Raw genomic sequence first — 25,216 nt, 5'->3', positions numbered from 1 at the left:
GGCCCGAAACGGGTCACTCGGGGGTTCGGCGCCGTGTCAGCAGTTGCGTGGCGAGGCGTCGTGCATCTCGCAGGCGGTGGGCGTCCCCGTCGATCCCCCGATGCGCGATGGCACCCTCGAGCAGCAGGAAGAGATGCTCGGCGACATCCCCGGCCGCAGGTGACTCCGCGGATTCCTCGACGAGCTCTCCGAGCCGCCTCCGCACATGCGCCTTGTGGGCTCGCACCACGACCTGCCCTGGGTGGTCCGGGGGCAGCTCGCCTGCAGCGTTGAGGAAGGCGCAGCCGCGATCCGTCTGCTCGGCATCCTCGTAGGCGTCGAACACGGCGAGCGCCCGCGGCGGCGACGCGGCGGCGACGTGCGTCTCGAGCGTCCTCCGCCAGGCCTCGTCGCGGAGCTGAAGGTAGGTGGCGACCAGTGCGTCCTTGGAGCCGAAGCGATCGTAGAGCGTGCGCTTGGTGACCCCGGAGACCTCGGCGATCGTGTCCACCCCGACCGCATGGATTCCGTTCTCGTAGAACAGGGGGCCCGCTGCCTCCAGGATGCGCTGCGCGCCCGGGGTCAGATGTGACGTCCGGTCAGGATCGGCGGGCGGTGCCGTCCCGGACATCTCTCGTGCGTCATCCATGTCGTCTCCTCCGTCTCCTCTGCTCCCAGATTGACTTCACCGATCAGTGAAGTCTACCGTGCGAAGGTACTTCACAGCCCTGTGAACCTGACCGAGGAGCGTTCGTGGACCCGAGCAGTCACACCGAGAAGCGCGGCGACACGGATGCGCACATCGCACGGCGGCCGCACGGCACCACTGCACGGGCGCTCGGCACGGATGCCCTGCTCGCCGTCGTGGCACTCGCCCTGATCGGCGTCTGCTACGGACTCGCCCGGTTCGCCTTCGGGCTCTTCCTGCCGACGTTCCGCGAGACCTTCGATCTCACCTCCCGGGCCGCGGGTCTCATCGCGTCCTCGAGCTACCTCGCCTACTGCGCGGGCATCATCGGCGCGGTCGCGCTCTCTCCCCGGTTCGGATCGCGCACGGTCGCGCTCGCCGCCGGAGTCCTGGCGACCTCGGGGATCACGCTCGTCGCCGCGGCCATCAGCCCTGCGATGCTCCTCGGCGGAGTGGCGATCGCCGGCGCCAGCACCGGCGTCGCGTCGCCGCCGCTCGCCCAGGCGATCGCTCGCTGCGTCGCCCCGGCCAGGCGCGACCGCGTGCAGTCGATCGCGAACGCAGGCACGGGAGCCGGCGTCATGCTGTCCGGTCCCGTCGCCCTGCTCGGCCAGGACTATTGGCGGCTGTCCTGGGGTCTCTTCGCGCTCGCGGCATTCGCGGTGTGCGTCGCGGTCGCCGTCGTGGTCCCTCAGGTGCGGATCGTGCCGGCGGGCGTGAGGCGCGGAGGACCGCGGGCTGGGCGTGGTCGCGATGGTGCCGAGCGCGGTGAGCACGGATCGAGGACCCGAGCCGCGGGCGGTCCTGGTCGGGCCGACGCCCGCACGGCGAGCACGCTCGCCCTCGCGTGCCTCATGGGGGCGGCGGCCGTGATGGGGGCGGCGAGCGCGATGGTGTGGACGTTCGGGCAGGACCGGATCGCGGGCGCCGACGGGGCGGGGCCGCAGGTGGGAGTGACCGCCTGGATCGTGCTCGGCGCCTGCGGCCTCGGGGGAGCGGCCGCCGGCGACCTCGTGCGTCGCCTGGGGACGCGCGCCGCCTGGGCGCTCCTCATGGGGCTCCTGGCCCTGTCGACGGTCGTGCTCGGCATCGCCCCCGACAGCCCGCCGGCCGCGATCACCTCGTGCGCAGCCTTCGGTGCCGCGTACGTCGCTCTCACAGGGCTCGTCCTGGTGGGGGCGACCCGCATCCGCCCGGAGCGGACAGCGGTCGTGGTGGGCGGCGGTTTCCTCGCGATCGCTCTGGGCCAGACGCTCGCCACACCGTTCTGGGGTGCCGTCGCTGACCGGGCGGGAGCCGAGGCGGCGTTCCTCGGTGCGGGCGTGCTGGCGCTGGCGGGTGCCGTGCTCGCCCCAGTGGGGCGGAGGGCTCGAGCGCACAGTCGGAGCGGCTCCGAAGCTGAGGGCGGCTGAGCGTCACGGGCCGGGCGGCCAGGCGCCCACCTCGATGTGCGCGCCGTGGACGAGGTCGAAGGGGGCCGCGGTGCCGTGCCCTCCCAGACGGACTGGAAGCTCCGCACGGTCGGCGCCCTGTTCGGCTCCCTCGAGACCGCAGGTGACCAGATGCGTCTGCTGACCGCGCTGTGGCAAGGCGATCTCCTGGACCCGGCGGGGAGTGCGCTGATCAAGGGCATGCTCGGCCAGCAGCTCGCGCCGTGGCTTGCGGAGCTCGACCAACACTCGCGGGAGCAGGTCGTGGCCGCCGTGGAGCTGCTGGGGGAGCACGGGCCGCAGCTGGGCCGGCCGCTCGTCGACACCGTGACCGCGTCGCGTCATAGGAACATGAAGGAGCTGCGTCCCGGGTCGGCGGGGAGGACCGAGCTTCGCGTCCTCTTCGCCTTCGACCCGGCTCGTCAGGCGATCCTTCTGGTCGCGGGCGGCAAGTCCGGTGACTGGAGGGGCTGGTACAAGCGGAACATACCTCGTGCGGATGACCTTTTCGATGCCCATGTTCGTCGCGTGAAAGGACGGTGACCCCATGGCCATGGAACTTGCGGAGTTCCTCGCCGACCACCCTGTGGATCGAACGAAGGTGGCGGCCCATAAGGAGCGGATGCTCTCCCAGGTGCGCGCGTATCGTCTGCGTGAGCTGCGCCGTGACGCCGGGCTCACGCAGGTGCAGCTCGCTGAGCGCATCGGGGTCTCGCAGAGACAGGTATCGAAGATCGAGCGCGGCGACGTGGAGAATGCGCGCGTCGCCACCATCCGGCGATATCTCGAGGCGGTGGGCGGAGACCTTGCCATCGAGTTCGTGATCGGGGACACGCGCGTTCAGGTCGCCTGAACCTCACGGAGCTGCCGTCGCGCGCTGACCCCGGATGGTTCGTCGCGACGCAGAGGACGGCTACTCCGCCGCGATGTGGTTGCGAAGACGTCGGAGCGCGCTCTCGTACTCCGCTCGATACTCAGTCAGGGACTGTGGTGACAGCCTCCGCAGCTGGGTCGACAGCAGGTGCTCGGCGACGTCGACCGCGCAGTCGAACGCCCTCGCGATCTCCTGCGCGGGGTCGTCCGCGCGCAGCGCGGCCACGACCTCGTCGAGGCGGTCCGGGAGCGTGAGGAAGTGCGGCGTGAACCTCACGATGAACTCGTCCATCGCCCGCTCCTGCGGACTGTAGACCCGGTCTTCATCCGAGCTCACGCGCACTCCTTTCTCGTCCCTGGTCGTCACTGTCGGGCCTTCGGCCCCGTCGGACCCGTCGGCCCTGTCTCGGCCGCCCGGCCCGCCGGCCGCCTCAGCCCTCCGCCCCCGAACCGCGCCGGCGGCAGCGGCGGAGCCACGGCCGCGGGCGTCTGCTCGAGCGTGGCCAGGGCCTCCTCGATGCCGCGGCCGAGCTGCGGGTCCTTCCCCGCGAGCCACTCGTTGGGCGGGAACGGCACCTCGATGTCGGGGTCCACGCCGTAGTTCTCGATGGTCCAGTCCGCGCCCGCGAACCAGCTCGCGTACTTCGGCTCGGTGACGCCCGTGCCGTCGACCAGGTCGAAGCGGCCGTCGATGCCGATCACGCCGCCCCAGGTGCGGGTGCCGATGAGCGGGCCGATCTTCATGGACTTCGCGACCGCGCCCACGATGTCGCCGTCGGACCCGGCCTCCTGGTTCGTCACGAACACGACCGGCCCCCGCGGCGCGAACGCCGGGTAGGTCGAGGGCTGCTCGCCGCGCGGATAGTCCCAGGAGACGACCCTGCGGGCCAGACGGTCGGTGACCAGCTGCGAGGTGTGGCCGCCGCTGTTGTAGCGCACGTCCACGACCAGCCCCTCCTTTGCGGAGGCCTCCCGCAGGTCGCGGTGCATCTGGGCCCAGCCGCTCGAGACCATGTCGGGGATGTGCAGGTAGCCCAGGCGGCCGTCGGAGTGCTCGGCGACGAAGGCACGTCGCGTGGCCACCCAGTCCTGGTAGCGCAGCTGCGACTCGTCGGCGAGCGGAGTGACGACCACGCGGCGGCGCTCGCCGTCGCGATCGAGGACGATCTCGGTGGGCTTCTCCGCGCACCCCGCGAGGAGCGGCCCGGCGCCCGCGCCGGCATCGACCGCGCGCCCGCCGATCTGCACGATCGCATCGCCCTCCCGGGCTGCGACCCCAGGGGCGAGCAGCGGGGAGCGCGCATCGGGGTCCGAGGACTCCCCGCGCAGCATCCGCGCGATGATGAGCCGGGCGTCCGATCCGCCCTCGATCCGGAAGTCCGCGCCGAGCAGGCCGGGCGCGCCCTCGGCCTCGCGATCGCCGGGCACCGGCATCACGTAGGCGTGACTCGTGCCGAGCTCGGCGACGACCTCCCACATCATGTCCACGAAGTCGTCGGCCGTGACCAGGCGATCCACCACCTCGTCGTACCACGAGACCATCGCGTGCCAGTCCTGCCCGTCCATGTCCGCACGCCAGTACTGCTGCGCCATGATCCGGTAGTTGTCCCAGAGCATGCCGCGGCGCTCGAGCACCGGGTCCACGCGCAGCGTCAGGCGCCCGAGGTCGATCGTGATGCGGGCGGGGTCCTCGTCCTCGACCTTGCGGTCCGCGGGGATCTGCACGAACGCCTCGCCCTGCCTCGTGACCAGCTGCTTCCCGTCGCCCGAGACCCACACCTGGTCCACGCCCTCGGCGAGCACGGTGACCTTGTGGTCGGCGAAGGCCCACAGCTCGAGCGTCGGCTTCGGCGCCTCGTCCTCGAGGCCCGCGCGGGTCGTGCCCAGCACGCCCTCGGCCGGGTGGCGCAGCCAGATCACGCCTCCCGCGACGGCCCGCAGGTCCGTGAAGTGCCCGGAGGGGACGGGGAACGGGACGACCCGCTCCTCTGCGGCCTCGAGGTCGATCGTGGTCTGCGGCGGGCGCTCGGCGTCCTGCGCACCCGCGGCGCTCGACGCGGTCGCCGGCGCGGACAGATCCGTCGGCGAGGGGGCGCCGCGATGGGTGTTGGTGCGTGCGCTCCCGGAGGAGGGATCGGCCGACGGCGAGGTCGGGCTCGACCCGGTCCCGGGGCCGCCGTGCCCCTCGCCGCCCGACTCCCCGGGCTTCTCCTCGCCGCCGGGGACCCAGCCGTCGGCGTCGGGCCCGAAGGGGTCGCGCGTGGTCCGCTCGAGCGGCAGCAGGAACGGGCGCTGGGAGTCGACGAAGCCGAGGTCGAAGACGATGTCGTCGTACTGGGTCTCGAAGGTGCGGGCGGAGACGAACGCGAGGTGCTTGCCGTCGGCCGTGAAGGTCGGCGAGGACTCGAGGAACCGTCCGCTGGTCAGCGCGCGGCCCGTCGGTTCCGGGTCCGCGACCTCGGAGACCATGAGCTGGGAGACGAACTCGCTGCGCGGCTGCGACCAGGTGAGGAACCGCGAGTCCGGCGACCAGGCGAGGTCGCTGATCTCGCCGTGATGCGACGTCCCCACCTCGCGCACCGAGTCCAGACGCGGGACGTCTGGGTGGTCCTCGGCGGTGCTCGCGTCCTTCCCACTGGTGGCGGCGGGGTCGAGGATGCCGCGCAGGGTCACCACCCGCACCACGTAGTCATGGGTGGCGATCGCGATCCGGGTGCCGTCCGGCGAGGGGACGGCGTGGAGGATGCGGCCGACGGGGCCGAGGTCGAGCGTGATCTGCTCGCCCTCGGCGTCGAGGCGGCGCAGGGCGAGGGCGTCGGAGCCCGTGCGGCCCGCGAAGGCGTCGGGGTCGGTGCGGTCGCCCTGGGCGAGCTCATCGGTGACGATCACGGCGAACGGGGAGCGGCCCAGGGGCGCCGCCTCCCGGAAGCGCAGTCCGCACGAGCCCGCGAGCAGGCGCGAGGGCCCGCCGCGGTGGGTGAGGACGTGCGCGGAGCCGCGCCACTCGACCACGCTCGCGCGGGCGTCGAAGGTGGGGCGCATCGCCAGCAGGTTCTTGTGGGGGTCGGCCGTGCGCATGCGCCGGGCGGACCCCACGCCCGCGACGATCACGGGGATCTCGCGTGGCGCATCGTCGGGCCCGTCCATCGCGAAGAGGCGACCGCGAGAGGAGAACACGATCGAGGCGCCGTCGGACGCCGGATCGCGCAGGTACCCGTCCTCGCTGGTCAGGTGCGTGTGCGCGCGCAGATCGGAGCCGTCCAGGGCGACCGACCACAGGTTGCCGGTGGCCCGGTCGGTGATCGCGGCGCCCTCGCCCGGGGTGTCCGAGGCGAACAGCAGACGGTCGCCGACGAACGCCAGGCGCGTCTTGTTCGCCAGCAGGTCGTCGCGCAACGGCTCCCACGAGCGGGCGGCATGGGCCTCGTGCGGTGCGTCGATCGGAAGGTCCTCGCGGCTGATCCACAGCCGTGCGGCCGTGCCGCCCTGGTAGTGCTTCCAGGTGGCCGGCTCCTTGCGCCACATGGTCGAGACCACGGTGGTGCCGGAGGACTCGTGCACCGCGACCTCACTCGCGCGCCCGAAGGGCAGCAGTTCTGCACGGCCTTCGGCGTCCAGTGCCCACAGCTGCGCATCGCGGGAGGACAGCGTGGCGCCGTGACCTGTGGTGACGATGATGCGGCCGTCCGGCAGCCAGCCCGCGACGCGCGTGTGCCGGTTCGCCCACCAGGTGAGGCGGCGCGCGGCACCCGTCCCGTCGATCGGGACCAGGTGCACCTCCGGACTGCCGGTCGCGCGCGAGGTGAAGGCGACCTGCGTGCCGTCCGGCGAGATCCGCGGGTAGGCGACGGGCGCGGAGTCCTCGCTCAGTCGCCAGGCGTGGCCGCCGGAGAGCGGAGCCGCCCAGACGGCGTCGGCCGCGGTGAAGACGATGATCTCGCCACGGACATCGGGGTAGCGCAGGTAGGCGCTGCCAGGGGCGGTGGGGCTCGTCGAGGAGGGCGTCGAGGACGGATCGGTGGGCACGTCAGCGGGCGTCGATGGCATGTCGTCCACAGTAGGCCGGGATGCGCGGGGTGGGGAGGGGGTTTTCGGGCGGGGTGGGTGGTGGCGGTGCTCCCGCGGGGTCCGGGGGTGCGTGTCCTGGCAACTGGTGGGAGCTGGTGGCGACGTCGGTGCTTGTGGCGGCGCTGGCGCTGGTGTCGGTGCCAGCGCTGGCGCGGGCAATTGTCGTCGAGCGGCGTATAGCGGACCTCTCTGCCTATATAGGCAGAGAGGTCCGCTATACGCCGGTGCGTGACCGATCCAGGGGCGTCGGGGTGTGGTGGCGCTTCCGCACGCGCAGCGAGAGATCGGGGAACCGACGACGGGGGCGAGGGTTCGGCACACATCTGCGTCCGGGGATCCGGCTCCCCGCCGCCGTGTTCTCGCTACGGTGGAGGACATGGGTGCAGATCTGCGACGAGCGTCCGGAAGCGTGACCGCGCTGATCATCGCGGTCAGCATTCTCATGGCCTACAACGTGCATTGGCCGGCGAACGTCAAGGTGACGGTCACGGCGGCCGGCCTGCTGATCGCCCTGGTGGTGCGCGATCGGCTCGTGGTGCGCGAGTACCGCGTGGATCACGGGCTGGATACCCGCACGGGCGAGCCGGAGGTCCTCGGGTACGACAACGAGGAGCGGGCCGACGACGGACGCGGCGCGGCCTGAGCCGCGCCGCGCCTCATGCGTCGGCCGGTCGTCGACCGAGCCGTCTCAGCCCTCGCGCTGCGCCTTCGCGAGGTTCGCGCGCAGCTCCTCGGCGTTCTGGCGCACCACGTACGCCGGACGGTCGCGCTCGACCCTCCATGACTCGCTGAGCGGACTCACGTCGACCGCATCGAACCCGATCTCGTCGTACAGCTTCGTCGCGAACGCGAGCGCCTCGGCATCATCGCTGGAGACCGCGAGCGCCCGACGGTCCGGCGTGCCCGCGGGGGCGACGTCGGTCGTGATGTCGGCCGCGGGGATGTGGTTGAACGCCTTGACGACCTTCGAGGTCGGCAGGTGCTCCTGGAGCATCTGCGACGTGGTGGTCTCGCCCGCGTCCAGTGCCGGGATCTGCCCGTCGCGGCCCGGGTAGTAGTTGTTCGTGTCCAGGACGATCTTCCCGGCGAGCGGCTCGACGGGGATCTGGTCGATCGCCTTCAGGGGCACGGTCACCACGACCACGTCGCCTGCCTCGCCCGCCTCAGCCGCGGTCGCGGCGCGCGCGCCGTCACCGAGCTCGGAGACGAGGTCCGCGAGCGTCTCGGGTCCCCGCGAGTTCGCGATGACCACGTCGTATCCCGCTGTCAGGGCCGCACGTGCGACCTGGCTTCCGATGTTGCCTGCGCCGATGATTCCGAGAGTTGTCATGCGTGGTGCAACGCGCGACGGGCCGAGGTGTTCCCGTCGCGGGCGGATGTGACGTCGTGTGTCGGCGGGGCCTGCTCAGCCCCCGTACTCCACGACTACCGGCGCATGGTCGGACAGCCGCGTCCCCGCCACGTCCCGGTCCACGACCGCCCGCCGTGCGCTGCGCGCGAGTCGCGGGGTGGCCAGGTGGTAGTCGATGCGCCAGCCCGCGTCCTTCGCGAAGGACTGCCCGAGCCAGGACCACCACGAGTACGGGCCGTCCTCCTCGGGACGCAGGGAGCGCACCACGTCCACGAGGGTGCGCGGACCCAGCTGCTGCCCGAACCACTCCCGCTCCTCCGGCAGGAAGCCGTCATTCTGCTGATTGCGGCGCCACGCCGCGAGGTCCCGGCAGGTGTGGGCGATGTTCATGTCGCCCATCAGCAGGTACTCGCGGCCGGCCGCCGCGGCCGCGCGGCGGGCCCGCGTGAGGTAGGTCGAGAAGGCGGCCATGAACGCCATCTTGCGCGCGTACCGGGCCCCGCCGTCGGGCGCCTCGCGCATCCGCTCGGGCCGCTGCAGCTCCGCCGGCAGACCGCCCTTCGGGAGGTAGAGGCTCGCGATCGTCACCGGAGCCTCCGCGAGGTCCACCTCGATGTACCGCCCCTGGTCGGCGAAGGGGCGCAGGCCTCGCGGGAGGACGACGCGGTCCTCCGCAGGGACCTCGGCGAGCGGCGGCGCCCCGTTCGATGCACTCGGCCGCTCACCGGATGTCGACGGCCCCGCCAGGAGCGCGGTGCCGCTCCACGTGCGCACGGCCGCGGGCGGCTGCCGCGTCAGCACCGCGACCCCGTTGCGTCCGGGGACGCTGCCGGTGTCGAGGGCCGCGTGGTACTCGCCGAAGGCACCGCCCGGCAGCTTGTCGGCCTGGGCACGCACCTCCTGCAGCGCGATCACGTCGCATCCGCGCTCGCGCAGCCAATCGCCGAAGCCGCGGCGAAGGGTCGCGCGGATGCCGTTGATGTTCACGGTCGCGATGCGCAGCGACGTGCCCGCGCCGCCGAAGGTGACCGGGCCGGTCATCGCAGCACCTGCCGCGCGACCTCGATCCTCCGCGCGCAGCCCGGCGCCAGACCGTCGGGCAAGGCGTCGACGGCGAACCAGCGCACGTCGCGGCTCTCCTCGCTCACCACGATCCGGGCCGACGGGTCCGCGACCGCGGTGAAGCCGATGTCCCAGTGGGCGCGGCACGTGAAGGCGCCGGCCAGCTCGTGGCGGTCCAGGTCGGTGATCGAGGCCGTGGCGAGGGCGAGGCCTTCGAGCCCGGACTCCTCGCGCGCCTCGCGCAGGGCGGCGTCGGCCAGACTCGCGTCCTCCCGCTCGAGGTGTCCGCCGACCTGCACCCAGAAACCGCCCTTGCGGTGGAAGCACAGCAGCACCTGCGCGCCGTCGGGCGAGAACACGAAGGTCGATGCCGTCACGTGCTCGGGCGCGAGGCCCTTCCACAGCGCGGCCGCGCCCTGCTCCCGGACGAAGGCGAGATAGGCATCGCGACCGCGGAGGGCCGGAGCGGCCTCGAGGGCGCGCAGAACGTCGGCGAGCATCGGGTCATCGGAGTCGGAGTGCACCCGACGATTGTCCCCGCTCGGCCGGCTCTTCCGGACGCCTGCTCCGTGCGCCTGCGCGCTCAGAGCTCCGTCTTGCCGGAGACGCCGGGGCCCTCGTCCCCGCTGAGCTTCGCGACCAGCATCTTCGCGGCGGCGACGGGGCGCGGCCCCGGGATCCCCCAGTACTGCGCGGACTCGCCGCGGAACTTCACGAGGCCGAGGTCGGGATCGTCGGCCCCCTGCGGGAAATAGTCCTCCAGCTGGTCGTCCCACAGCTCCTCGACCTGCGCCCGGTCCTCCACGAACTCGGCGGCGCCGGCCACGGACAGCCAGCTGCCCGTCTCCGCGAACGCGAGGTTGACCTGTGGGTTCCCCTGCAGGGCGGTGCCCTGCTCGCCGCTGCGGCCGACGAAGAACCACACGGTCGCGTCGTCCTCGACGCGCATGGGCGTCATGGGATGGGAGACGATCTTGCCGTCGAGCACCGTGGAGAGCATGACGAAGCGCTGCTCCCGCATGATCTCGACGGTCTTCTCCTGGGTGAGCTCCTCGGGATGCGACATGTCTTCTCCTTCGATCGCTCGGTGCGCTCGGGGAGCGCGTGCTGCGCTCGGCGAACGCGGGCGGACGGTGCGTCCGCCGGGCTCGCGACACTACGCGCCGGATTCGACGGAGGACAGGACGGACGACGGGGAGAGGGCGCATGCTTGCCCCGTGGACCTCTCCTTCGACACCACGCTGATCTCCTGGCGCGGCCCCGCGCCGTTCGTCTTCGCGCCCGTGCCCGAGGACGAGTCCGACGCGATCGCCGACGTCGCCTCGCTGGTCACCTACGGATGGGGAGCGATCCCCGTGGTCGCGACCATCGAAGGCATCGAGTTCACGACGTCACTGTTCCCGCGCGAAGGGGTCTACCTCGTGCCCGTGAAGGTCGCGGTGCAGCGCACGACCGGCCTGGGCGTGGGGGACGACGTGCACGTGGATCTGCACCTGGAGGTGCGGGACTGAGCCGGCCCCGGCTCCTTCCCGCGACGCCCGCCTCGGCTCAGACCGCATCCCCCTCCACGGGTCCCCCCGTGTTCGGCCTCCATCCGAGCGCGGGCGCGACGTGCTGCGCGAAGGACTCGAGGATGTGCAGGTTCAGGTCGACGCCGGCCTGCGAGGGGATCGTGAGCATGAGGGTGTCGGCGCTCTGCACGGCCGCGTCGGCCCTCAGCTGCTCGATCAGCTGATCGGGCTCGCCGGTGAAGGTGCGGCCGAAGGTCGAGCGCATGCCGTCGATGATGCCGATCTGGTCGGCGCCCTCGCCCGGGCGCATGCCGAACAGCATCCGGTCCTGCTCGTCGACGATCGGGAACACGCTGCGCGAGACGGACACGCGCGGACGCCCGGTGTGGCCGGCCTCCCGGTAGGCGGCGCGGAAGCGCTCGATCTGCTCGGTCTGGAGATCGCCGAAGGATTCGCCGGTGGCCTCCGTGAGCAGGGTCGAGCTCATGAGGTTCAGCCCCATGCGGCCCACGTTCTCGGCGCTCTCGCGGCTCCCCGCGCCCCACCAGATGTGGTCGGCGAGGTCGGGGGAGTGCGGTTCGATGCGCAGTCCCGCCCCGGGCGCGGCGCTCGACATATATCCGTTCTCGGCGGCGCGGGCCATGGGCTCCCCGCGCACGGCGCGCAGGAACAGGTCGAACTTCTCGCGGGCCACGTCGGCGCCGCGCGGGTCGGTCGAGCCGTGGTATCCGAAGGACTCCCAGCCGCGCTCGGCCGGCTCGGGGCTCCCGCGGGAGACGCCGAGGGCGAGGCGGCCGTCGGCCAGCAGATCGAGCGCCGCGGCCTCCTCGGCCAGGTAGAGGGGGTTCTCGTAGCGCATGTCGATGACGCCGGTGCCCACCTCGATGCGCTCGGTGCGCGCCGCGGCGGCGGCGAGCAGCGGCATCGGCGAGGCCGACTGCCGGGCGAAGTGGTGGACGCGGAAGTAGGCGCCGTTCACGCCCAGCTCGTCCGCGCCCGCGGAGATGTCGACGGCGTCGTGCAGCATCTGCCGCGCGTCGACGCCGGGGGCGCCCACGGCGCTGCCGTAGTGACCGAAGCTCAGGAATCCGAAAGCTCGCATAGTGGGACCAACCCTATCGGGTCATTGAATATTCCACGACAGATGCGAGCGCGCCGTCGCGAGGCCCGGGGCCCGCCGTCCGGCGACGTCGTCCGACGGCGCCTGCTGCCGGGACCGCCGCTGCCGGGATCGCCGCTGCCGGGACCACCGCGGCCGGGACGATGGCTGCCGGGACGGCCGCTGCTACCGGCTCGCATTGCGAGGGTGCCGCTTCGCGGCCCGCTCGTTGCCGCGCCGGTAGTTCCCGGTCAGACGCGCCATGAGCTCCTGCGCGTCCCCGGCCCCGGCGTCCTCGAGGAAGTCGGCGGCGCGCCGGCCGCGCAGGGTGGTGGCCGGCCTGCCGTGGTGCAGGATCACCACGTCCTCGCCGCGCTCGACGTACTCGAACCCCTCGGGTCTGCCCATGGCGGCACGGTACGTCCGACGCGCGGGCGGGTCACGCGGTTTCCGCGCTCGAGCCGTCGGCCCCGGCCGCTGCGGGACCGTGCTCCCCGGGCACCACGAACGCCCAGAGCACGCCGAAGCGGTCCGTGACCTGACCGTAGTGGTCGCCCCACGGGGCGAGGGCGAAGGGCATCGCGACGCGACCGCCGCCGCTGACGAGGGCGTCGATGAGCGCGTGCGCCTCCGCCGTCGTCTCCAGGCCGATGAGGAAGGAGTACACGTCCGAGGACACCTCGGGCTGGTCGGGCCCCACGGCGTCGCCGCCCGTGAGCGTGATGCGGCCTCCGTGCAGCTCCGCGTGGGCGACCGCGTCCTGCGGGGGCTGGAAGGGGAAGCCCTCGGTCGGGAAGGCGCCGTAGTGGGAGATCTGCAGCTCGCCGCCGAACACGTCGGCGTAGTGGCGGAAGGCCTCGTCGGCCGTGCCGGGGAAGCTGATGTACGGGGCGAAGGTGGGAGAGGCCATGGCGGTGTCCTTCGGGGTGGGTGCCGGGGCGGGCGCCGGGGCAGGTGCCGGTGCCGGACAGTATCACCCGGATGTGACCCCCGTTACCCTGGGCGAGAAGGGCAGGGCAGGGCAGGGCACGTCGCATCGGTGCGCGGGCCCGCCGGTGGGGAGGGAGGGGACATGCACGCTCGACGACGCGCAGCGGCAGCGGCCGCCGCCGCGCTGCTGATCCTCACGGGCTGCTCCGTCCCCGAGCCCTCCGAGTGGACCTACCACCACTCGGCACTTCTGCGTCCGGCCGATGACCTGCGCACCATCGGCGACGCGTGGCGCGAGAGCCTCACCGAGGGGACGGTGCGTGCGAACGTCCCCGCCGATGCCGCCTGCTACTTCCATCTCGAGGGCGGCGCGATCCAGGACGACGTGGTCTGCGGGCCCACCCGCCGCGCCGGCCACAGCGCGACGATCTGGCAGCAGGCGCCCATCACGTCGTTCTACCAGCGCAGCGGCGAGGTCGCGCTGACGCTCGGCGGCGACGGCAGCTTCCACGACGTCGACCCCCGCAGCGTCGGCGAGCTGCGCGCGGCCGACGGCTCGGAGCCCGACCTCACGGTCTCCATCGGCCCGCCGCGCGGCACCGAGCTCGCCGCGGGCGAGTCCGTCGAGGTCCCCGCGCGCCCCCAGACGGCCGACGACCGCTCGACCTACGGCGGCTGCATGCTCACCGACAGCGCCCTGTGCACGGTCGACACCGCGGGCGACAGCGGCCGCCGCATCCTCGGTCTCGCCGGCCGCGAGGTCCTCGTCGTCTACCAGGAGGTCCACGACGCCGGGTATGCCGCCGAGCCCTACGACGCCGCGCCCGGCACGCACCTCATGGCGGTCACCATCGTCAACACCCGGTCCAAGGGCGTGGCCGGCGGGGGCGGGTCGGGCGAGGGGGAGTCCGACGGGGCGGAGCTCGCCACGCTCATGCCCGTGGGCACGGAGGGAGCACTGGGCGGCGCGGAGGGCGGCACGCTCACGGCCTCCCTCGCCGTCGGCGACGAGAAGCCGCAGGGGCTCGGCGACCTCCCCGAGACCACGGTGACCGCCGACGAGGTGTTCGACCGGCTCAGCAGCGACGCCCCGCCGTCGGCCGACGAGGACAAGCCGGCGGGCACGACCGTCCGCCTCGTGGCCGTCCCCGACGACGATCCCGTCGTCGTCATGGTCTCCGACGGGGCGCACGAGGCCGCCTTCCGCAGCGACGACGCGCCGACCGCGACGACGGTCCCCGCGGACCAGCAGGACTTCTTCCCGATCATCGACCCGTACGGCGACACCCTGCCCGCCGGGATGTCCCTCGGCGTCGACGGCACGCTCGACCTCGGCGGACGCACGACGCACGACACGATGCCTGTCGAGCTGCGGGCGGAGGTCTCCGCGCTCTCGAACGACGACGAGCACGTGCTGGGCACCGACGACCACGGGCGCCCCCGGGCCATCGCCTTCCGCCCCGAGGGCGCGCACCGTGCGACGTACGTGCCCCGCGTCGAGATCCGGGACGCGGAGCTCACGACCGGTGACAAGACCATCCGGCTGAAGGGCGCGGCGGACGATGAGGCCGCGGAGGCGCGCGCGACGGCCACGGCCGACCTCTCCGGGATCGACGCCCCCGATCCCGCGGCCCCCGTCGGCGCGGACGACGAGGGGACCGCGCTCTGGGACGTCCGGCTCCAGGCCCACGTGGTGCTGCACCTCGATCTCGCCGATCACCAGGACGGCGCCCTGCCGTCCGACCAGCCGGAGCACCTGGAGTGGTCGCAGGACGTCGACGAGTCGCCCGGGATCTTCGGCGCTCCCGGCTTCGCGACCGTCGACGGCTGGTGACCGGGTCCCGGGCCGATGGGTCGCGCCCCGTCCGCGGTCCTGCGCCGCGCCCCGGCGAACATGCGCTGACGGCCGGACTCCGTGCGGGGAACATCGGGCGAACACTTCGGCATCGCGGCGCGCGCGCCGTCGTCGGCCGGGGCGATCCCGCACAGGATGAAGACATGGATTCCGTCATGGAGCGCATGTCCCTCGCCCGTTCCGCCTCCGCACGAACCCCCTCCTCCTCCTCGTCCGCCGCTCTGTCCACCCCGGTCGCCTCGCCCCGCCCGGCCGTGATCGGCCACCGCGGCGCTCCCGTCGGCGCCCCCGAGAACACCCTCGCCTCCTTCGGCCGCGCCGTCCGCGACGGGGCCGACGCCCTCGAGTGCGACGTCCACCTGAGCGCCGACGGCCACCTCGTCGTCATGCACGACTCCAGCATCGACCGCACCGCCTCCCCGCACGGGCCCCTGTGCGGCGGCGGCATCGCCGACCTCACCCGCGCCCAGCTGGACACCGTCGAGCTCGGCGGCGGCGAGCGCATCCCCTCGCTCGACGACTACCTCGACGTGTGCGAGGGCGGGGCGGGCCGTGCCCTCGGCGCGGTCGTCGAGGTCAAGGCCCCGGCCGCCGCCCGTGCGACCGCCCTCGCGCTGCGCGAGCGCTTCGGGGCGCAGCCGATGCCCCTGCCCGACGGCACCCCGCCCGCGGTGATCATCTCCTTCCACCCCGAGGCGCTGCGCACCGTGCGCGAGACCGCGCCGGAGGTCCCGATCGGCCTGCTCGCCGCGGGTGTCGACGACGAGGTGATGCAGGTGCTCGCCGAGCTGCGCGCCGAGCGCGTGAGCGTGTGGATCCAGACCCTCGAGGACGGCGACGCGGACCGCGCCTGGGCCGCGAGCGGCGCGAGCCTGCACGTGTGGACCGTGAACTCGCCCGAGCACCTCGACGCGGCGCTCGCCGCGGACGTCGCCTCGATCACGACCGACGATCCCGGCTGGGTCGTCCGCGAGCGCGACCGCCGGGCGCGGACCCCCGGCGCGCTGCCGCTCGCCTGACCAGGCACACCGCGCGGCCGCCCGCGCCGCGCGCTCAGTTCCCGCTCGGGACCTTGTCGGAGACGGCGAACTCGCGCACCTGCACCCACTTCCCGCCGGGGTTCTTCCCGGTCACGCGCACGCGGACGTGGGAGGCGCGCACACCCGCCCCGAGCTCCTTCGTGAACACCGGATCGCCCGTCAGCGTGCCGATCGTCGACCATTCCTCGCCGTCGGCCGAACTCTCGACGACCCCCTTGTAGACCTGGTCGCCCGCGGTCTCGTCGGACTTCGCCATCTTCAGCTGCACGAAGCGCAGGTCGGACGGGTTCGACAGCTCGAGGGTGATCGTGTCGTCCTTCTTCGGCGCGCGCGAGGACCAGAACATCGTGGACTCGTCGCCGTCGACCATGAGCGCCGGAGCGTGGTCCTGGTACTGGTCCAGGGTCGTGCTCGCCGTGGCGGGCAGGCCGACGAAGGGCAACGACGGGTCGTCGGGCATCACGTCGCGCAGCTGCGCCCACGCCCAGGCGATGAACACCTCGAACACGCCGTCGCCGACGCTCGGGGTGATCTGGTCCTCCCTGTACACGCCGTCATCGCCCTGGTCGGGGACGGTCGCGGCGGTCGCCGCGCGGAGGCTGGCCTTCGCGCTCGCCGCGGCCTTCGAGGCCTTCTTCAGCGCGCCGTCCTCGAGGGCGGTGAGCATGCGGTCCTGCTCCGTGAGGCCCTGCGCCCACTGGGACGCGGCGGTCATCCAGGGCCTCGTGTCGTCGACGAAGCCCTGCGAGGCCATCGCCTCGAGGGTGCGCGGCAGCTTGGTGATCCGGTTCAGCCGCGTGCGCAGATCCTGGCGCCCGCCCGGGGAGCCGGCCTCATAGGCCTTCCGGTAGGCCTCGACGTCGGCCGACAGCGCGGGCGCCTTCGGCGACCCGTCCCGATAGGGCCAGTTGACGTTGAGGTCGACGAAGACGTCGAGCGCCCGGCGCACCTGCCGGTCGTCGCCGGCGAGCTCGTCGAGGGCGTCGGCGAACGAGCCCTCGGCCTCGTAGGCAGGCGGGTTCCAGCAGTAGTCGGCGTAGTTCGCGAGCGCCGGCAGGGACGCGTACGGCTCGATCATCGGGTTCGACGTGAAGCCGTCGAAGTGCTCGTGGAGGGTGTCCGCGCGGCCCTCGAGCGGGTTCAGGAAGATGCGGTCGCGGCGCCCGTCGTTGACGGGGAAGTTGTCCCACACGTAGAGGTGCTCGGAGTGGTACGACTCCTCGGCCTTGCTCGCGGAATCCACGGTGACCTGCGGGGAGAACACCCCCTCGCCGGTCCACTGCACGCGGATGTCCGGGTCGATCCCGGTGCCGAACGCGGTCTTGTAGTCCGAGGGCCCCGAGCCCCAGTACTCCGTGGGGACGGTCTGCAGCGGCTCGAGATCGTTGGCCTTCACGTACTCGTCCTGCAGACGGTTCAGGTAGTGCGCCTGCGCGGCGGCGAGCGAGTCGAACTGCGCGGCGTCCTCCTCGTTCAGCTCGGTGGGGATGTCGTCCAGGGCGATGTAGAAGCTGGTCACGCCGAGGTCCCGCACCTGGTCGAACTTCTTCACGGTGGCCGCGAAGTCGTCGTCGCTGCCGTAGGTGATGTCGTTGCCGGGGGAGAGGGCGTAGGTGAAGTGCACGTGGTTCTTCGTGGCGGTCTCGACGAGCTCCGCCATGTCCTCGAGGGCCTCGCCCTCGTAGAGGTCCCGCCACTTCGAGCGCAGCAGCAGGTCGTCCTTGGGCGTGTAGATGTAGGTGTTGAGCTTGCGGCGCCCGTAGAACGGGAAGTGGTCCAGCCTCGCCCGGTGCGACCACGGGATCCCGTAGAAGCCCTCGATCGAGCCGCGGATGGGCATGAGCGGCCAGTCGCGCACCTCGACCTGGCGTAGACGGCTCGTGCCGTCGAGCAGCCGGCGCAGGGTCTGCACGGCGTAGAAGGAGCCGGCGGCATCGCGGCCGGCGAGCACCACGAGCGCGCCCTTTGAGCGGCCCGCGGCGAGCACGTGCCCCTCGGCCTCGAGGCCGTCGGCCGTCTTCGCGCCGAGCGCCTTCAGGCTCGGGGCGATGGTCGGGTTGTCCTCGGCGGTGCCCAGGTGGATGCGGGTGCCCTGCGCGGTGGTCTTCTCGCTGGTCGCGGTGATGAGGGAGACGGACGCACCGGCATCCTCGAGCACCTCGCGCAGGGCCGCGAGCGCGGCGTCGTCCGTGTCCTTGCCGACGATCACGCTCACCTTCCCGGCGAGCGACACGTTCCCGTCGAACACGGTGACCTTCTGGGGGACGGGATGCACGGGAGGGAGCTCCTTCGCGGGGGAGGCGGGGGCCGGGGTGCCGCCGGCCGCGCCAGCACCAGCGGCGGTCCCTGCGGCGAGGGCCGGGGCGGCGGCCGACGCGGCGACGACCCCGCCACCGGCCGCAGCCGCGAGCCCGAGCGCCCGGCGACGGGTGAGGTCGGAGCGGGACGCCGCGGCGTGCCGGGTGCTGGTGGGGCGCTCATCGGGGGTCAATGGATTCACGGGAGGTCCTTCCAGGGTGGGATGGGGATGGCGGTCAGGTCGGGGCGGGAGTGGCGGTCGAGGGTGGCGGGTTGGCGGCGTGCCGTGCGGACAGGACCTGGCCGAAGCGGCCCTCTCGTGGGGCCGGGACGGGGAGCGAGACCCTCGTCGATCTCGTCGACCCCTCGATGCACGCGGTCGCGCCCGGGGCCACAGTGACCCACGGCACATCCGCCCTGGCACCCTAACAAGATCCGAGCCGCCCTCGAGGGCGTCCCGGCGCGCTCGTGCGGGAAGTCCGCCCCTCCGACGTCGCTGGGCGATCACCCCAGGGACCCGTCTGCCCGTCGGCCGCACCTCGGAATACGCACCCCCGCCGCGCGCGTTCGCAAGGGACATGAAGGCCATCACTTACAGCACGTACGGAGACCCTGACGTCCTCGAGGTCAGCGAGGTCGAGACCCCCAAGGTCGGCCCCGGCGAGGTGCGCCTCGCCGTTCGCGCCGCCGGCGTGAACCCGGTGGACTGGAAGATCGTGGCCGGCGGCCTCGATCCGCTCATGAACGTCGAGTTCCCCGCGATCCCGGGCTGGGACGTCGCGGGCGTCGTCGAGGCCGTGGGACTGGACGTCACCGAGGTCGTCGAGGGCGACGAGGTCATGGCCTACGGCCGCAAGGACTGGGTCGAACAGGGCTCCTTCGCCGAGCAGATGACGGTGCCCGTGCGGACCCTCGCCCGCAAACCCGCGGCGCTCGACTGGGAGCAGGCCGCCGCCCTGCCACTCGCCGGCCTCACCGCCTACCAGTCCCTCACCCGCATGGGCGTGGCCGAGGGCACGACCGTGCTGGTCCACGGCGCGAACGGCGGCGTCGGCAGCTTCGCCGTCCAGATCGCCGTGGCACTCGGCGCGCGCGTCATCGGCACCGCCTCCGAGCCGAACCACGACCGCCTGCGCTCCCTGGGCGCCGAGCCCGTGACCTACGGCGACGGCCTTGCCGACCGCGTGCGCGAGCTCGCGCCCGACGGCGTGGACGTCGTGGTCGACTACGTGGGCGGGGTGCTGGACGCGACCCTCGCCGTGCTCGCGGACGGCGGTCGGCACGCCTCGATCGCCGACGGCTCGGTCGCGGAGTCCGGCGGCACCTACATGTGGGTGCGGCCCGATGCCGAGGACCTCGCCGTCCTCGCCGACATGGTCGACACCGGCAAGCTGCGCGTCGACGTTGCCGACTCCTTCCCGCTCGAGCAGGCGGCCGACGCCTTCCGCGCGAGCATGGACGGCCACACCAGCGGCAAGATCGTGGTCCGCGTCGGCGAGTGAGCGGGCCCTGGGCGGCCCCGGGGTGAGAAAGGGTGAGAAGGGAAGTGCGCAGATGAGCGAGCCGACGGCCCCGATCACCCTGCACCGCGGCGACATCACGACGGACGGCGACGTCGACGCCATCGTCAACGCCGCGAACTCGACGCTGCTGGGCGGCGGCGGGGTCGACGGCGCGATCCATCGTGCCGCCGGTCCGGGGCTGCTCGCCGAGTGCCGCACGCTCGGCGGCTGCGGGACCGGCGACGCGAAGATCACCGGCGGTCACGACCTGCCCGCCGCCCACGTGATCCACACCGTCGGCCCCGTCTGGTCGACGCGGGCCGACGAGGCCGGCCGGCAGGAGAAGGACGCCCAGTTCGCCTCCTGCTATCGGCGCAGCCTCGAGGTCGCACGCGAGAACTGCCTGGTCAGTGTGGCCTTCCCGTCGATCTCGACCGGCGTCTACCGCTTCCCCGTCGAGCGTGCGGCAGCCATCGCGATCCGCACCGTGCGGGACACCGCAACCGCGCTCGGCGGGTTCGAGGAGATCCGGTTCTGGCTCTTCGACGACGCGACCCTCGCGGCGTACCGGGAGGCGCTCGAGGCGGTCTGAGGGAACCCGCGGCGGCCCTCAGCTCTTCTTCTCTCCCGTCGACCAGAAGTAGAGCAGCTCGGAGTCGTTGAGCAGCCGGTCGCCGATCGCGCGCTCCTGGTAGATCGCGGGGTTGTGCGAGGACAGGGTGCGGGCGTTGCGCCAGTGCCGGTCCAGCGCTCGGCCGCGCGAGGTCGCCGAGGCCCCGCCCACCTCGAACAGCTGCGTGGTCACCGCGAGCACGTTCTCCACGGCGGTGAGCTGCGCCTGCACGGTGCGCAGCTCGGCCGCGTCGATGAGGGCGAGCGAGCGCTCCGAGCCCGCCACCCCGTCGCGATGATCGCGGATCACCGACTCCTGCGCGCGGCCGAGGAGGCGCGCGGCGGCGAGCACGGAGTCCTCCGCGGCGGCGAGCCTCGCCGAGAGCCGGCCGACGACCGCCTGGACCAGCGGATCCTGCGCCGCCGTGGCCCCACTGCCCCGCGAGTAGACGCGGGTGCGCGAGCGCACGAAATCGACGCCGTCGCGCAGCGCCGCCCGCCCCACACCGACGAGCGAGGACAGCAGCACCAGCTGCAGGAACGCGGTCTGAGGGGTCGGCAGGCCGTCCGCGCTCCCACCCCGGATCCGCACCCGGGAGGCGGGCACCCGCACGTCGTGCAGCACCGTGGTGCCGCTGCCGGTGAGCTGCTGGCCGAAGCCGTCCCAGTCGTCGCGCACCTGCACGCCGTCGTCGTCGCGACGCACCGTGACGCGGGCGCGCCGGCCGTCGGGCGTCTGCGCGGTGACGTTGATCCAGTCCGCGAAGATCGAGCCGGTGGAGTAGGCCTTCTCGCCGCTGATCAGGAAGTCCTCACCGTCGGGGGTCACGGTGGTCGCGAGGTCTCCGACCCGCGCGGTGGAGCGCTCATGGCTCGCATTGCCGAAGACGGCGCCGCCGGCGAGCAGGCGCTGCCAGGTGCTCGGATCCGCCTCCTCGTCGCCCAGCAGCAGGCCGTTGGCGAAGGCGAAGTGGGCGCGCAGCAGCTGCGGGAGGTTCGAATCGGCCTCACCGAGGTCGATGAGCAGGGCGAACAGGGTCTCCACGTCGGCCCCGGATCCGCCGTGCTCGCTCGGGACGGTGATCGCCGTGAAGCCCGCGTCCGCGAGCGCGCGGACCTCGTCGAAGGGCAGGCGGCGCTCGCGCTCGCGCTCGACCGCGCCCTCCGCGATCTCGGCGAGGACGGGCGCGAAGCGCGCACGCAGATCCTCGAGCGTCGCGGCGGCCGAGTCGGCCGAGTCGCTCGGAGTGGCCGGGGCGGTCGGGGCGTCGGGTGCGGTGGTGGTGCTCATGCGGTCTCCTGGAGTGTCGGGTGGGGGAGCGCGGCGACGAGCTCCCGGGTGTAGTCGTGGCGGGGGCGGAAGAAGACGTCGTCGGCGGTGCCCTGCTCCACCACGCGACCCGCCTGCATGACCAGCACGCGGTCGGACACGTGGTGGACGACGCCCAGGTCGTGGGAGATGAACAGGTGCGCCGTGCCGAGAGCCTCCTGCAGGTCGCCGAGCAGGTCGAGGACCTGCGCCTGGATGGACACGTCGAGCGCGGAGACCGGCTCGTCGAGCACCAGGATCTCCGGCGAGGTGGCCAGGGAGCGCGCGATCGCGACGCGCTGGCGCTGTCCGCCGGAGAGGGTCAGGGGATGGCGGCGGGCATGGGCCGCGGTGAGCCCCACGGCCTCGAGCAGCTCGGACACCCGTCGGGACCGGGCCTCGCTGCGGGCGGAGCCCCCGACGTCCGCGGGGATCGCGTCGGCGATGGTGCGGCCCACGTCCCAGCGGGGGTCGAAGGAGCCCAGCGGGTCCTGCGGCACCACGGAGATGCGGCCCCGGCGCTCGCGGCGGCGGCGCTCGCGCAGCCCCGACCACGCCTCCCCGTCGAGCAGGACGCACCCCGCGCTCGGCTCGGTGAGAGCCAGCGCGATGCGCGCCGTCGTCGACTTCCCGGATCCGGACTCGCCCACGATCCCGAGGGTCTCGCCCGGCGCGAGCGCGAAGGACACGTCGTCCACGACGGTGCGCTCGCGCCCGTCGGGTCCGCGGAAGCGCTTCGAGACGTGCTCGACCTGCAGCACCGGGGCCTCGGCGGCGGGTGCACCGTCGGCCGCGGGCCGTGCTCCCGCGCGCCGCGCGCCGAGCCGCTCCCGGTCCCGCGCCGAGAGCTCGAGCGGGGGCGCGTCGGAGAGGCGCGATCCGCGGGAGCGGGCGGAGGGGACGGCCGCGAGCAGGCGGCGCGTGTACGGATCGGCGGGGCGGGACAGGACCTGGGACGTGGGCCCCTGCTCGACGACGCGGCCGTCCTTCATCACCAGCACCTCGTCGGCCAGGCGCTCGACGACGGCGAGGTCGTGGCTGATGAGGATGATCGCGCGTCCCGCGGCCAGGTTCGCCTCGAGCAGCGAGAGGATCTGCGCCTGCACGGTGACGTCGAGGGCGGTGGTGGGCTCGTCGGCGATCAGGACCTCGGGGTCCAGGGCGAGCGCCGCGGCGATCAGCGCGCGCTGGCGCAGACCGCCGGAGAGCTCGCTGGGCAGCTGACGCGCGCGCAGCTCGGGCTCGGGGACGCCGGCGGCCGCGAGCAGCTCGTGCACCCGGCCCTCACGTGCGCGCCGCGGCACGCCGTGGACGCGCAGGGGCTCGGCGATCTCCGCGCCCACGCGGCGCAGCGGATCCAGGGAGACCAGGGCGTCCTGCAGCACGTAGCCGATGCGGCGGCCGCGCAGGGAGCGCAGCTGGGCGTCGGACGCCCGCAGCAGGTCGGTGCCGGCCGCCTCGAGACGGTCGGCGCGCACGGCCGCCCGCTCGCCGTTCAGCCCCAGCAGGCTGCGGGCGGTCACCGACTTCCCGGAGCCGGACTCGCCCACGATCCCCAGGCAGCTGCCCGGGCGCAGCGCGAGCGAGACGTCGTGCACGACCTCGACGTCGTCGAAGGAGACCGAGAGGTTCTGGGCGGTGATCAGGGCGTTCATCGGGAGGCTCCGGAGTCGGCGGCGCGCTGCAGGTGACGGCCCAGCACGGTGAGGGACAGGGTGAAGACGACGATGGTGATGCCGGGGAAGAAGTCCATCCACCAGGCCTGCTGGATGTAGGTGCGGCCGGCGTTGAGCATCGCGCCCCACTCGGCGGTGGGCGGCTGCACGCCCATGCCCAGGAAGCCGAGCGCCGCGGCCCACACGATCGCCTGGCCCACCCCGAGCGTCACCAGCACGGTGAGCGGGCGGAAGGCGTTGGGGAGGATCGTGCGCGTGAGGATTCGGGCGGGGGAGTGGCCGAGCGCGCGAGCGGACTCCACGTACAGCGAGCCCTTCACGGCGAGCACCTGGCCGCGCACCATGCGGGCGTAGCCGGGCATCGTCGCGACGCCCACGGCGACCATCTGGGTGAGCGCGCTGCTGCCGTAGACGGCGATGAGGATGAGCGCGAGGAGGATCCCGGGGAAGGCGTAGAGGACCTCGATCACGCGGGTCACCGAGGCGTCGGCCAGGCGCCCGCCGAGGCCGCCCAGGAGCCCCAGGGCGATGGCTCCGACCAGACCGATCGCGGTCGCCCCGAGACCGATCGCGAGCGACTGACCGGCGCCGTGGACCACCCGGGAGAACACGTCGCGCCCCGACTGGTCGGTGCCGAAGACGTGCGCGGCGCTGGGGGCGTCGAAGCTCTCGCCGAGGCTGATCTCGAGCGGGTCCTGCGGGGCCAGGAGACCCGGCGCGACCGCCGCGAGCAGCACCAGGACGACGACCACGGCCGCGAGCCAGAAGCTCACGCTGCGCAGGGTCGTCGCGGGGCGGGCCCGCCGGGCGCGGGGACGGGAGCCGGCCGCCGGGGCGGCGGTCTCCGGTGCGGTGGCGAGAGCGGTCATGAGGCGCCTCCGATCGAGGTGCGCAGCCGTGGGTCCACGGCCACGGCGGCGAGGTCGGTGAGGATGTTCGCGATCACGTAGACGAGCGCGACGACGAAGGTCACGCCGATCACGAGCGGGAGATCCTGCGAGGTCACGGCCGTCACCAGCACCTGGCCGATGCCCTGGCGGGAGAAGATCACCTCGACCACGACCGCACCGGAGATCAGCGAGCCCAGTCCCCAACCCGAGAGCGCGATCCCCGGCAGGGCGGCATGGCGCAGGACGTGGCGCCGGCGCACGTCGCTAGGGCGCGTGCCGCGCGAGAGGGCGGAGAGCACGAAGGGCTGGCGGGAGGCGGCGTCGAACTCGTCCCGCGTGACCTGGGCGAGGAAGCCGCCGAGCGGGACGCCCAGCGTGAGCGCGGGCAGCACGAGCCCAGCGGGGCCGTCGTCGACCACCGGGAGCCACTGCAGGGTCACCGCGAAGACGACGAGCAGCACCACGCCGAGCCAGAAGTGGGGCAGGGCGGCGAGGACGACCTCGAGGCCCGAGCCGATGCGCGCGGCGAGTCCGGGACGGGTGGCCGTGAGCAGGGTGCTGCCGATCGCGATCGCCCACGCGATGGCGAGGGAGGCGCCGGTCAGCTGCAGCGTGGGGACGATCTGCTCGGCGATGATCCGGGCCACGGGCTCCTTCATCGTGTACGAGCTGCCGAGGTCCCCGCGCACCAGACCGCCCAGGAAGTCCGCGTACTGCACGAGCAGGGGCTGGTCGAAGCCGTACTGCGCGCGCACCGCGGCGACGGTCTCCGGCGGCGGGTTCGCCGAGGCGCCGCCCAGGATCGCGAGCGCCGGATCACCCGGCACGAGGTGCTGCAGGAAGAACACGATGGTCGCGACGGCCCACAGCAGGACCAGTGCGGAGAGCACGCGCAGCGCGATCCGTCCCGGCAGGGAGGCGCGCAGGCGGGCGAGCAGGGCGGCCGGCGGCGCGGCGGGCCCGGGGCCTGTGGGCGCGGCCGGTTCCCCGGGGCCGACGGGGCCGACGGGCGCTGGGGCGGAGGACGTGGTCTCGGCGGTCAT

General features: G+C 73.2%; 24 protein-coding genes. 9 read left to right on the top strand and 15 right to left on the bottom strand.

From position 1 onward, the window contains the following. Positions 1-13: 13 nt before the first annotated feature. Positions 14-628 (bottom strand): TetR/AcrR family transcriptional regulator, encoded by a 615-nt coding sequence (locus Bra3105_RS10685; RefSeq protein ID WP_228356681.1) that lies wholly within the window; start codon positions 626-628, stop codon positions 14-16. A 104-nt stretch (positions 629-732) separates the two neighbouring features. Between Bra3105_RS10685 and Bra3105_RS10680 the strand changes: the two genes are divergently transcribed. The 3 genes from Bra3105_RS10680 (at position 733) to Bra3105_RS10670 (ending at position 2,950) form a co-directional block, all read left to right on the top strand. Then, entirely contained in the window at positions 733-2,079 is a 1,347-nt protein-coding gene (locus Bra3105_RS10680; protein ID WP_228356680.1) for an MFS transporter, read from the top strand. Positions 2,080-2,154: 75 nt separating this feature from the next. Beyond that, positions 2,155-2,640 (top strand): type II toxin-antitoxin system RelE/ParE family toxin, encoded by a 486-nt coding sequence (locus Bra3105_RS10675; protein ID WP_228356679.1) that lies wholly within the window; start codon positions 2,155-2,157, stop codon positions 2,638-2,640. 4 nt (positions 2,641-2,644) lie between these two features. Continuing rightward, complete coding sequence (locus Bra3105_RS10670) at positions 2,645-2,950, top strand: helix-turn-helix domain-containing protein (RefSeq protein WP_200501930.1); 306 nt, start codon at positions 2,645-2,647, stop codon at positions 2,948-2,950. A 60-nt stretch (positions 2,951-3,010) separates the two neighbouring features. On the opposite strand, the gene Bra3105_RS10665 is transcribed toward Bra3105_RS10670, so the two are convergent. Together Bra3105_RS10665 and Bra3105_RS10660 are read right to left on the bottom strand one after the other, a co-directional pair. Next, positions 3,011-3,307 carry a hypothetical protein gene (locus tag Bra3105_RS10665; RefSeq protein WP_228356678.1) on the bottom strand — a complete coding sequence of 99 codons (297 nt, stop codon included), beginning with the start codon at positions 3,305-3,307 and terminating at the stop codon, positions 3,011-3,013. Between the two features lie 26 nt (positions 3,308-3,333). Then, positions 3,334-7,017, bottom strand: a complete 3,684-nt coding sequence (locus Bra3105_RS10660) for a S41 family peptidase (protein WP_228356677.1) — start codon at positions 7,015-7,017, stop codon at positions 3,334-3,336. Positions 7,018-7,447: 430 nt separating this feature from the next. Between Bra3105_RS10660 and Bra3105_RS10655 the strand changes: the two genes are divergently transcribed. Further along, positions 7,448-7,681 carry a hypothetical protein gene (locus tag Bra3105_RS10655; RefSeq protein ID WP_228356676.1) on the top strand — a complete coding sequence of 78 codons (234 nt, stop codon included), beginning with the start codon at positions 7,448-7,450 and terminating at the stop codon, positions 7,679-7,681. 45 nt (positions 7,682-7,726) lie between these two features. Here the strand turns inward: Bra3105_RS10655 and Bra3105_RS10650 are convergent, their stop codons facing one another. From Bra3105_RS10650 to Bra3105_RS10635, 4 genes are all read right to left on the bottom strand, one after another. Next, positions 7,727-8,368: an NADPH-dependent F420 reductase gene (locus tag Bra3105_RS10650; RefSeq protein WP_228356675.1), complete on the bottom strand. Its 642-nt coding sequence runs from the start codon at positions 8,366-8,368 to the stop codon at positions 7,727-7,729. 75 nt (positions 8,369-8,443) lie between these two features. After that, entirely contained in the window at positions 8,444-9,430 is a 987-nt protein-coding gene (locus Bra3105_RS10645) for an exodeoxyribonuclease III (protein ID WP_228356674.1), read from the bottom strand. After that, complete coding sequence (locus Bra3105_RS10640) at positions 9,427-9,975, bottom strand: NUDIX hydrolase (protein WP_228356673.1); 549 nt, start codon at positions 9,973-9,975, stop codon at positions 9,427-9,429. The genes Bra3105_RS10645 and Bra3105_RS10640 overlap by 4 nt, the downstream gene beginning before the upstream one ends. 59 nt (positions 9,976-10,034) lie before the next feature. Further along, positions 10,035-10,517 carry a pyridoxamine 5'-phosphate oxidase family protein gene (locus Bra3105_RS10635; protein WP_228356672.1) on the bottom strand — a complete coding sequence of 161 codons (483 nt, stop codon included), beginning with the start codon at positions 10,515-10,517 and terminating at the stop codon, positions 10,035-10,037. Positions 10,518-10,668: 151 nt separating this feature from the next. Here Bra3105_RS10635 and Bra3105_RS10630 point away from each other — a divergent pair, with 151 nt between their 5' ends. Then, positions 10,669-10,962: a DUF1905 domain-containing protein gene (locus Bra3105_RS10630; protein WP_228356671.1), complete on the top strand. Its 294-nt coding sequence runs from the start codon at positions 10,669-10,671 to the stop codon at positions 10,960-10,962. A 37-nt stretch (positions 10,963-10,999) separates the two neighbouring features. On the opposite strand, the gene Bra3105_RS10625 is transcribed toward Bra3105_RS10630, so the two are convergent. The 3 genes from Bra3105_RS10625 to Bra3105_RS10615 all read right to left on the bottom strand — a co-directional run bounded on the left by Bra3105_RS10625 (position 11,000) and on the right by Bra3105_RS10615 (position 12,971). Next, entirely contained in the window at positions 11,000-12,064 is a 1,065-nt protein-coding gene (locus Bra3105_RS10625) for an LLM class flavin-dependent oxidoreductase (RefSeq protein ID WP_228356670.1), read from the bottom strand. Between the two features lie 183 nt (positions 12,065-12,247). Then, positions 12,248-12,469 carry a hypothetical protein gene (locus tag Bra3105_RS10620; protein ID WP_228356669.1) on the bottom strand — a complete coding sequence of 74 codons (222 nt, stop codon included), beginning with the start codon at positions 12,467-12,469 and terminating at the stop codon, positions 12,248-12,250. 31 nt (positions 12,470-12,500) lie between these two features. Continuing rightward, positions 12,501-12,971 carry a VOC family protein gene (locus tag Bra3105_RS10615; RefSeq protein ID WP_228356668.1) on the bottom strand — a complete coding sequence of 157 codons (471 nt, stop codon included), beginning with the start codon at positions 12,969-12,971 and terminating at the stop codon, positions 12,501-12,503. A 162-nt stretch (positions 12,972-13,133) separates the two neighbouring features. Here Bra3105_RS10615 and Bra3105_RS10610 point away from each other — a divergent pair, with 162 nt between their 5' ends. After that, positions 13,134-14,825: a hypothetical protein gene (locus tag Bra3105_RS10610; RefSeq protein WP_228356667.1), complete on the top strand. Its 1,692-nt coding sequence runs from the start codon at positions 13,134-13,136 to the stop codon at positions 14,823-14,825. A 164-nt stretch (positions 14,826-14,989) separates the two neighbouring features. After that, positions 14,990-15,865 carry a glycerophosphodiester phosphodiesterase gene (locus Bra3105_RS10605; RefSeq protein WP_228356666.1) on the top strand — a complete coding sequence of 292 codons (876 nt, stop codon included), beginning with the start codon at positions 14,990-14,992 and terminating at the stop codon, positions 15,863-15,865. Between the two features lie 34 nt (positions 15,866-15,899). Here Bra3105_RS10605 and Bra3105_RS10600 read toward each other — a convergent pair whose 3' ends face one another. Continuing rightward, on the bottom strand, positions 15,900-18,386 hold the full coding sequence (locus Bra3105_RS10600; RefSeq protein ID WP_228356665.1) for a glycoside hydrolase family 84 protein: 2,487 nt from the start codon (positions 18,384-18,386) through the stop codon (positions 15,900-15,902). Between the two features lie 376 nt (positions 18,387-18,762). Here Bra3105_RS10600 and Bra3105_RS10595 point away from each other — a divergent pair, with 376 nt between their 5' ends. Together Bra3105_RS10595 and Bra3105_RS10590 are read left to right on the top strand one after the other, a co-directional pair. Then, positions 18,763-19,686, top strand: coding sequence for an NADP-dependent oxidoreductase (locus Bra3105_RS10595; protein WP_228356664.1), 924 nt, complete (start codon positions 18,763-18,765; stop codon positions 19,684-19,686). Between the two features lie 52 nt (positions 19,687-19,738). Beyond that, positions 19,739-20,278, top strand: a complete 540-nt coding sequence (locus Bra3105_RS10590; protein ID WP_228356663.1) for an O-acetyl-ADP-ribose deacetylase — start codon at positions 19,739-19,741, stop codon at positions 20,276-20,278. Between the two features lie 18 nt (positions 20,279-20,296). Here the strand turns inward: Bra3105_RS10590 and Bra3105_RS10585 are convergent, their stop codons facing one another. From Bra3105_RS10585 to Bra3105_RS10570, 4 genes are read right to left on the bottom strand one after another with little or no spacing between them, the layout of a single operon-like run. Continuing rightward, a complete protein-coding gene (locus tag Bra3105_RS10585) occupies positions 20,297-21,589 on the bottom strand; it encodes an acyl-CoA dehydrogenase family protein (protein WP_228356662.1) in 1,293 nt (430 codons plus the stop codon). Then, complete coding sequence (locus Bra3105_RS10580; protein WP_228356661.1) at positions 21,586-23,262, bottom strand: dipeptide ABC transporter ATP-binding protein; 1,677 nt, start codon at positions 23,260-23,262, stop codon at positions 21,586-21,588. The genes Bra3105_RS10585 and Bra3105_RS10580 overlap by 4 nt, the downstream gene beginning before the upstream one ends. Next, complete coding sequence (locus Bra3105_RS10575) at positions 23,259-24,152, bottom strand: ABC transporter permease (RefSeq protein WP_228356660.1); 894 nt, start codon at positions 24,150-24,152, stop codon at positions 23,259-23,261. The genes Bra3105_RS10580 and Bra3105_RS10575 overlap by 4 nt, the downstream gene beginning before the upstream one ends. Beyond that, positions 24,149-25,216 (bottom strand): ABC transporter permease, encoded by a 1,068-nt coding sequence (locus Bra3105_RS10570; RefSeq protein WP_228356659.1) that lies wholly within the window; start codon positions 25,214-25,216, stop codon positions 24,149-24,151. The genes Bra3105_RS10575 and Bra3105_RS10570 overlap by 4 nt, the downstream gene beginning before the upstream one ends.

The sequence above is a fragment of the Brachybacterium halotolerans subsp. kimchii genome, from assembly GCF_020792675.1.
GTDB classification, from domain to species: Bacteria; Actinomycetota; Actinomycetes; order Actinomycetales; family Dermabacteraceae; genus Brachybacterium; species Brachybacterium halotolerans.
The sequence above is the reverse complement of the archived record's forward strand: the minus strand, read 5'-3'. Positions and strand labels throughout refer to the sequence as shown.

What these genes read in the sequence shown, in the direction of transcription:
- Bra3105_RS10685 (WP_228356681.1), bottom strand. Translation starts at nt 628, where the DNA reads ATGGATGACGCACGAGAGATGTCCGGGACGGCACCGCCCGCCGATCCT.
- Bra3105_RS10670 (WP_200501930.1), top strand. Translation starts at nt 2,645, where the DNA reads ATGGCCATGGAACTTGCGGAGTTCCTCGCCGACCACCCTGTGGATCGA.
- Bra3105_RS10660 (WP_228356677.1), bottom strand. Translation starts at nt 7,017, where the DNA reads ATGCCATCGACGCCCGCTGACGTGCCCACCGATCCGTCCTCGACGCCC.
- Bra3105_RS10650 (WP_228356675.1), bottom strand. Translation starts at nt 8,368, where the DNA reads ATGACAACTCTCGGAATCATCGGCGCAGGCAACATCGGAAGCCAGGTC.
- Bra3105_RS10645 (WP_228356674.1), bottom strand. Translation starts at nt 9,430, where the DNA reads ATGACCGGCCCGGTCACCTTCGGCGGCGCGGGCACGTCGCTGCGCATC.
- Bra3105_RS10635 (WP_228356672.1), bottom strand. Translation starts at nt 10,517, where the DNA reads ATGTCGCATCCCGAGGAGCTCACCCAGGAGAAGACCGTCGAGATCATG.
- Bra3105_RS10625 (WP_228356670.1), bottom strand. Translation starts at nt 12,064, where the DNA reads ATGCGAGCTTTCGGATTCCTGAGCTTCGGTCACTACGGCAGCGCCGTG.
- Bra3105_RS10620 (WP_228356669.1), bottom strand. Translation starts at nt 12,469, where the DNA reads ATGGGCAGACCCGAGGGGTTCGAGTACGTCGAGCGCGGCGAGGACGTG.
- Bra3105_RS10615 (WP_228356668.1), bottom strand. Translation starts at nt 12,971, where the DNA reads ATGGCCTCTCCCACCTTCGCCCCGTACATCAGCTTCCCCGGCACGGCC.
- Bra3105_RS10610 (WP_228356667.1), top strand. Translation starts at nt 13,134, where the DNA reads ATGCACGCTCGACGACGCGCAGCGGCAGCGGCCGCCGCCGCGCTGCTG.
- Bra3105_RS10605 (WP_228356666.1), top strand. Translation starts at nt 14,990, where the DNA reads ATGGATTCCGTCATGGAGCGCATGTCCCTCGCCCGTTCCGCCTCCGCA.
- Bra3105_RS10595 (WP_228356664.1), top strand. Translation starts at nt 18,763, where the DNA reads ATGAAGGCCATCACTTACAGCACGTACGGAGACCCTGACGTCCTCGAG.
- Bra3105_RS10590 (WP_228356663.1), top strand. Translation starts at nt 19,739, where the DNA reads ATGAGCGAGCCGACGGCCCCGATCACCCTGCACCGCGGCGACATCACG.
- Bra3105_RS10585 (WP_228356662.1), bottom strand. Translation starts at nt 21,589, where the DNA reads ATGAGCACCACCACCGCACCCGACGCCCCGACCGCCCCGGCCACTCCG.
- Bra3105_RS10580 (WP_228356661.1), bottom strand. Translation starts at nt 23,262, where the DNA reads ATGAACGCCCTGATCACCGCCCAGAACCTCTCGGTCTCCTTCGACGAC.
- Bra3105_RS10575 (WP_228356660.1), bottom strand. Translation starts at nt 24,152, where the DNA reads ATGACCGCTCTCGCCACCGCACCGGAGACCGCCGCCCCGGCGGCCGGC.
- Bra3105_RS10570 (WP_228356659.1), bottom strand. Translation starts at nt 25,216, where the DNA reads ATGACCGCCGAGACCACGTCCTCCGCCCCAGCGCCCGTCGGCCCCGTC.